General features: G+C 45.6%; 5 protein-coding genes. 3 read left to right on the top strand and 2 right to left on the bottom strand.

Going from position 1 to position 6,410, the window contains the following annotated elements; all coding sequences use genetic code 11:
• Positions 1 to 197: 197 nt before the first annotated feature.
• The gene (locus tag UNDYM_RS30215; RefSeq protein ID WP_162044935.1) at positions 198 to 1,280 is read left to right on the top strand and encodes a site-specific integrase; all 1,083 of its coding nucleotides are present in this window, start codon (positions 198 to 200) and stop codon (positions 1,278 to 1,280) included.
• A 161-nt stretch (positions 1,281 to 1,441) separates the two neighbouring features.
• Here UNDYM_RS30215 and UNDYM_RS30210 read toward each other — a convergent pair whose 3' ends face one another.
• Both UNDYM_RS30210 and UNDYM_RS30205 read right to left on the bottom strand, forming a co-directional pair.
• Positions 1,442 to 2,758, bottom strand: coding sequence for a type II toxin-antitoxin system HipA family toxin (locus UNDYM_RS30210; protein ID WP_162044934.1), 1,317 nt, complete (start codon positions 2,756 to 2,758; stop codon positions 1,442 to 1,444).
• Positions 2,759 to 2,761: 3 nt separating this feature from the next.
• Positions 2,762 to 3,118: a hypothetical protein gene (locus tag UNDYM_RS30205; protein ID WP_162044933.1), complete on the bottom strand. Its 357-nt coding sequence runs from the start codon at positions 3,116 to 3,118 to the stop codon at positions 2,762 to 2,764.
• A 2,005-nt stretch (positions 3,119 to 5,123) separates the two neighbouring features.
• On the opposite strand from UNDYM_RS30205, the gene UNDYM_RS30195 reads away from it, so the two are divergent.
• Both UNDYM_RS30195 and UNDYM_RS30285 read left to right on the top strand, forming a co-directional pair.
• Positions 5,124 to 5,342, top strand: coding sequence for a hypothetical protein (locus tag UNDYM_RS30195; RefSeq protein ID WP_162044931.1), 219 nt, complete (start codon positions 5,124 to 5,126; stop codon positions 5,340 to 5,342).
• Between the two features lie 117 nt (positions 5,343 to 5,459).
• Positions 5,460 to 5,600 (top strand): hypothetical protein, encoded by a 141-nt coding sequence (locus tag UNDYM_RS30285; protein WP_174245009.1) that lies wholly within the window; start codon positions 5,460 to 5,462, stop codon positions 5,598 to 5,600.
• The last annotated feature ends 810 nt before the right edge of the window (positions 5,601 to 6,410 follow it).

The raw sequence follows: 6,410 nt of genomic DNA, 5'->3' as shown, positions 1-6,410 counted from the left end.
AAATAAGAGCGTTATTCATTCTTTTACTCTAATAGCAAGAAGGACCTATTTCATATCCCTGTAGGAGTGGCAATTTAGTATCGGGCAAGTTACATTGTAAAGATATCTAAAAATGCAATTAACGGATTAGTCGTTTGTCTTTTAACCTTCTATAAGACTGTAAAAACTTGAGTTGTTGCATCCGGCTATTTTGTTGTATGCTGGTTTTATTATCAGTTAAAACTAACTCGTTAATTGCATTTGATATGGATATTTTTGATACGCCTGAAAATTGGGACTTGGCTCCGCTAGAGGCATTCCAGGCTTTTGTCAGAACAGAGGCGTTTGTAACATTGGGGCGTCGCCCAAAAGCTCTGCTAGGATCTTCTTGTGAAAGCGCGCGGCCTATGCGCGCATCAGCTACGAATGTCTATATCTCCATGTTTGGTAAATTCATTCGTTATCTGGACGGGAAACCGCTGCGAGCTGTAACTCCAGGGGACATTGTGCGGTTTCTTGATAGGGGAGAGGCTACAAAAGGAGAGAGGAACACCAAACCATTGAGTCTTATTCGGGTGCGATATTTGAGACTATTCGAGCGGGTTTATGCCTATATAGAAGTGCAGCCTAATCCTGCGACTATTGCTACGATCGAGTTATTCAACAGCGCGTCAACTGGGAGGGATAAATCAAAAGTAGCACTGGACCTGGTGCAACAAGCTCAGTTCATAAAAAATTTGCCCGCTGCAAGCCCATACAGGGGCCCTGAGTGCACGCAAGGTTGGAAGAAGCGTAGAGACAGGGCCATGCAAGCGATCATGCTTGGAGCCGGTCTAAAGGTTTCTGAGGTGGTCAGTCTTTATATTGAAAATGTAGGAGAGATCGACATCAATGGATCTGTCCCGATAACTATCTCTCAAGCGTCTGTAGATGGGAATGGCGCAGATCACAGGACGCAACTGCGTCCTTTCGCGGTAGATATCGTGATGGACTGGGTCTTGGAACGAAAACAGTTGCGCCTGGCTACCAGGCTCTTGTTCCCAGCATCACTGAAAGACCTTAAACCTCTGAACAAAGCCACCCTTTACAGGCAAGTTACTGCCACTTTTGAGCGCGCTGGCATTGAAACAACCCATAGTGGTGGCAGGACATTGCGCAACTCTTACGCATTTCGTGAGCTACAAAAGGAAAATGCCTCGGTTGAGCTGGTCGGCCAGTTTTTGGGGCTTAAAAAACAAGCATCGGCACAAAAATACTTGTACCTGGTTGAGAAAGACAGGCTCACTAAAAATTTATCATGAGCAACTATCTTGCATGCCGACTATCAAAGCGAGGGAAGCGAGGTTGTTTTAATAGTTTAATCAACTTATATGTGGTAGTTTCGATATGATCCGGCAGTCCGATCTAGCCTAAGTTGAAGTCATGGAAACTTAATTTAGATCGGTAGTTACTTGAATATAAATCATTGTATTGGTTCATGTGCTACGGACTTGGGCTTTGCCAGTCGAAGTAAGTAACTCTTCATCACTGGTCGGCTTGCAACATAAGTTTTCAGTGCAACCTTCTGACTTTCAAGAATTTCGCTGGCATCGATCATGGCATTCCAACTCTCGGCCGCAGCAATACAAACTTTTTTTACTTCATTCTTTAGTTTGGCTTCGGGAACACTGACGGCGTTTGCGAAGGCGCGTATCGCTGTTGGTTCCAAAATCTGCTTTTTCTTTTGGCCGCTGGCGAACGGGAGGGCATGGCCACTACCGTTCATGTACACACTGTACGCGACGATATCATAGGCAGGAGAAAGGGTAACGCTGCCGTCGGGCATGTGCAATACACCGATATTTTTTAGATGAAAGTCATAGTTACCAAGCAACTCGCTTACAGTAATTCTGCGAATTAACTCCAAAACTGCCGGCTCGCCTAGTCCATCGATCAGTAGCATTACGTTGGCAATATCAGCGTAACTACCTCCTCGGTATTTGTCCAACGGACCAACGTTCAAAATTTGCGCAAAATCTTCAGCGTGAAGTCGACCAGGCTGGTCACGGTCAAATCTTTTTACTGCCAAGAAATTCCTGGTATTGCCAATGACGTAATTATGCTCTGCAAGTATGAGATCAAGGCTGACCAGGCTTGCCTCGCAAACTCTTACGCCAGCTGCAGCCGCCAGCTGAAGAGACAAATGCTCGACTTCGGGGAGTAGGGAGAATTGCGTTGTGGGTAGTTTTCCTATTATGTGCGCACCTTCATGGCGCTGCCTGGCAACATATCTGCCGTCCTCTAGGACCAGGGCCAGCTTCGGCTGCATTCCTGAAATCGACACGCCATCCTCTAGCGGCTCTTCAACTACGCTCTCTTCCAGGGCATCCTGTCGCTGAGTAACATACCGAGCAGTGAAATTTCTGTCTATTAATGATGGTCGGGCGTAGACATTTCCTGGCAAATCTCCTCCGCAAGCTGCCAAAAGTTCGAAATAGTCGTCCTCTGAACACTTACGTAATTCGGCGATGTGTTTTTTTAGAACCCCTTCCGGCAGCAAATTTTGAAAGAAATTTGGTAGTCGGCCGCCGCCGGTTGAATTCAATTCCGGATTCATAGGATTGAGCAAGAAAGCCGCGCCTTGAGCCGGGTCTTCAGCCTTGTAGGACAGTGAGATGACAGGCCTGTCTGGATCGTTGGCGTAGTCAGGATCCACGCTGAAACGGATAATATCGCCATACCTGAAGAGAACTCCAGCCTTTGTCGTACCAATAAAGATGTCCAGGGCACTGAAATTCATGACCTATTCTCCTTTTCGGTCGAGTGCTGAATCAATAAGCGATCTGACGCGGGGAGTCTTGTCGGACGTATCCGCTGCGAGCCCACCTTGCAGCAAACCGCTGACTCCCTTAGGTACTAAAATCAATTCAAGACCAAGCTCATCAGCAACAGCCATCAAGGTCGTGAGCTTTGAGTCTTTTTCACCAGACATCAGTCCCCGGATGGTTGGGGAGGTCAGGCCTGTATTCTCGAGGATTGTCTTCTGAGAAATTTTATTGCGCTCTTGGCTCAATTTTAAGAACTTGGCTACTTCGGCTAGATTACGCATATATTTGAAATCAAAGTATCTATTAATGTTGTAATGATAGTTTGATTTCATTGTATTGCAAGTCACTCCTCCAAAATAAATGAAACTAAAATATCTATTCCATGATAATAGATACTTTAGTTTCGATTTAGGATAGATTCGGCTAGCGATTTTGGCCGATATTCGGGAGGTTTACTGGGCCTGGCTCAGCGCAAGAATACGAGTGAAAGAGTGTTCCTGTTCCAATCAGAACGCCCAAAACGAAAGAAATAATTGCAACAACGATCACAGAAGTGGCGTAAAACTTTTTTTGAATATAAAGTCTTGTTTCATTCCCCCGCTCCATCGAGTGCTACCGAGTTTGCAGTGGACTCAGCGGAGCAACTCCCAAATTGCTTGACGCCTTGGGTACCAGACGAGCTCCAGACACAACAGCAGAAGATAGTTTCTTCCTTTTTATTCGGCCCAGCATTGAGGTCTGCGCCTGTTCCGAAACTTCAAGTCCACCAGCTGTAATTCGCTCGGCCAGAGTTCGATAGCTGAGCCTACTTTTTTAGGCGTTGAATGTCCTCGTACATAGTTTCGATAAGCGAAATTTTCGAACGTTCATCGTCTTGGAAATTACCTATTTCCTGGATATTCATCGATCCTTCACCTTTAACGAATGCAATAGTTTAAAAATGACCACTTGAGAGAATGACCAGCACAACCCGAATATTCAAGTTGTCGTAGAACGTCGTACTTTGTCGTACTCTGTCGTAACGATAGCCTAGCGGAGTACGGCCCATTACCCATTAACCTATGAAAATAGCGAACAATTTGGAGGCGTGAGAAAAGTGCGCCACTTTTTCAGTCAAAGTGCTTGCATTGAGAGTCAAAACACTGTCCAATAGCGTCGTCGGCACCCGGCACTTCAAGAACCTACAAACTCCTAATCAAATTGACTCCCCAATGCCATGCAATGGAGAGTCCAATGACTCAAAGATCACTACGCCTGAATATCAGGCACTATCCATAGGAAATGATCTTTTCTACTCAAAAAAATAGATTTTATTGAACAGAATTGCTTACGCAAATCGCGCTTTTTTTTCTACAGAAATTAAATATCGGGCAAACACAGAGTACATCTAGAGTACAACGCTGAAGTGGCTTTGCGCCGGTTATCAAATACAGAAACACCACAGAAACACAAAATTTACCGCACCAAAATCGTACGCTGTAAATCACAAAAATCGCTGGTACTTTCTGCCAGGCTCCAAACAGAAAACACACAGGCATTTGAATAATAGCTGCTATGGGATTGCCCCCGGATGTCGGAAGGAATGAGCGCTGAGCTCGCCAACCGGTGTGTAACAGCGTCTAGCTCAAGGCTGGATACATAAAATGCCGGTCCTCACGTGACCATGGCTACCCGCCAGTAAGACAATGGTTAGAAACGTGACGCATGGGACACGACAAGTCCCAGGTCTTCCCAGAGTATTGGGGAAGCGACCGTAGGAAGTGATTCCTATGGGGTTTCGAAGTTCAGGCATTTGGCAGCTCGGAACCAATTCAGCGTATTTAAGGATGCCCGCCATGGCCACCACAAATGTGAACGCCTAGCACCTGAGTAACCACCAGGGCGCGTAAGCAAAAAACGAAACACTTTTCGAGAGCTTGAGAAAAAAATTGACGAAAGATAAATTACTCGAAATAATTCACGCAAACGCAGGAGCCCGCCAAAATGGCCGCGTCGCGTCAGAAAGAGCATTCACTGAGCACAAAGAGTCGTTGGAAGCCAGCTTCAAGCAACTTACGGAACTGGGTTTTAAGCTACAGGAGCCAGCTGACCTTCAGCTAAGACATGTAAAATCGTTAATTCATTATTGGATTCGCAAGAAACAAGCGAAGCCAAAAACAATAAAAGTTAGCTCACCTACGTGGGCAAGGCAAATGCACATTTAATGCGCGTGGAAGCCGCAGCTCGAACGCCCAAAAGCGCCGCCTAGGAATCATACTACGCATGGAATTGGCATTCGGCCTCCGTACAATACTCTTGGGCCTGAGTGAAAACAAGAGACAAAATCGACCAAACGTCATGTCAGCTTACTACTGCAATTTTGGCAAGCGTGTCTCTGTCGATGACGTTACGATCGCACTCACTGTCATCGATAAGGCACTTGGCCTCCTTGCCAAAGTCAACCTGCCAGAAGTACCAGAACACCTCAAGGACGACTGCCATGAGGTACGCGGCACTCTCGAAGAATCCGGGCTGGAAATTACCTTGCGCCAGACCCATTACCAACCACACTGGTAGATGAACCTATTGTTTTTGCTTTACGTCGGGTAACTGTGCGATCTTTGCAGTAGACGTTTTTGCTTTTATGGTACATTTAGCTCAATCGACAAAGGCTTTTGTCAAGGATATATGGAAATGACTCTAAATCGTGTTTTGCAACAGATCAAGATTGCAGCGAAAGAAACCCCTCGTCTTTATTTTGCACCGCTTGTCGGAGCAATAAAGGGCATTCGAGCCGAATTTGCGAAACTGGATAGTGTTGACAAAAAAAGTTAAGGTCAAACATTAATAAAAAAATTTCACAGCAAATGCCCCGTAAATACGGGGCATTTTTATCACGAAAGTCCATCTTCTCAGCGTTTTTCGAGCCAGTCATGTGTTAGGGCTGATTCACACTCTCAAAGTTCCCTTCCTGAATAGTTCCTCAGATCATATGGCTACCTGCGGTTTGGCGTGAATAGCCAGTGAATTTCCACTCGATTCCGTTCACATCGGGTCCTTAACGTCCTTAGGCTAATAAGCTGGGCAAATGTCGCTTGTCCCATTGCAAATTCCCCATACCAACCAATTTTTCCAACTCCGACGCGGTGAGCTGTGTTGGAAAAGTTTGTAGCTCATTCCACTAAATTTTCCAACTTCGACACTGATCATCAGGTCGAATTTTTCTGTGTTGCGTTTTTGCTCTATTTGTCGCGCCTAAGCCGTTACCAATTTTTTTTGTACAAGCATGGTACTTCAGGATAAAAAATAAAATTGTCTAAACTGATATTGTTGTTCAGCCTGGCTGCCGCAGTATCGTCTAACGTTCAGACCTCGAGTGTTCGAGTTTATGATCCCAAAAATCTCCAGGCATTCACCGCCTCCAGAAACCCAACTGCCGGCCCAAATATTCTTGCGTCGGACCTTGTTTTTAATCCGGATCCAATGCCCGTTGTTCCGGCATCCCCATCCGATATCTATCGCGCAGACTTCGTGAAGGATCAGAAGGCATAAGACGACGCGATCGCAAAACGCGCAAATGGATCCAGAAGAATATCGAGATAAGAAACCAAACACTCCTAAATTCGCCATACAAGGATTTTGCAA

It is taken from the genome of Undibacterium sp. YM2, assembly GCF_009937975.1.
Lineage (GTDB): Bacteria > Pseudomonadota > Gammaproteobacteria > Burkholderiales > Burkholderiaceae_D > Undibacterium.
This window is presented reverse-complemented; position numbering and strand designations above follow the sequence as displayed.

Bases quoted from the DNA above. Each gene is read 5' to 3' on its own strand.
- UNDYM_RS30210 (WP_162044934.1), bottom strand. From the start codon at position 2,758: ATGAATTTCAGTGCCCTGGACATCTTTATTGGTACGACAAAGGCTGGA.
- UNDYM_RS30215 (WP_162044935.1), top strand. From the start codon at position 198: ATGCTGGTTTTATTATCAGTTAAAACTAACTCGTTAATTGCATTTGAT.
- UNDYM_RS30285 (WP_174245009.1), top strand. From the start codon at position 5,460: ATGACTCTAAATCGTGTTTTGCAACAGATCAAGATTGCAGCGAAAGAA.
- UNDYM_RS30195 (WP_162044931.1), top strand. From the start codon at position 5,124: ATGTCAGCTTACTACTGCAATTTTGGCAAGCGTGTCTCTGTCGATGAC.
- UNDYM_RS30205 (WP_162044933.1), bottom strand. From the start codon at position 3,118: ATGAAATCAAACTATCATTACAACATTAATAGATACTTTGATTTCAAA.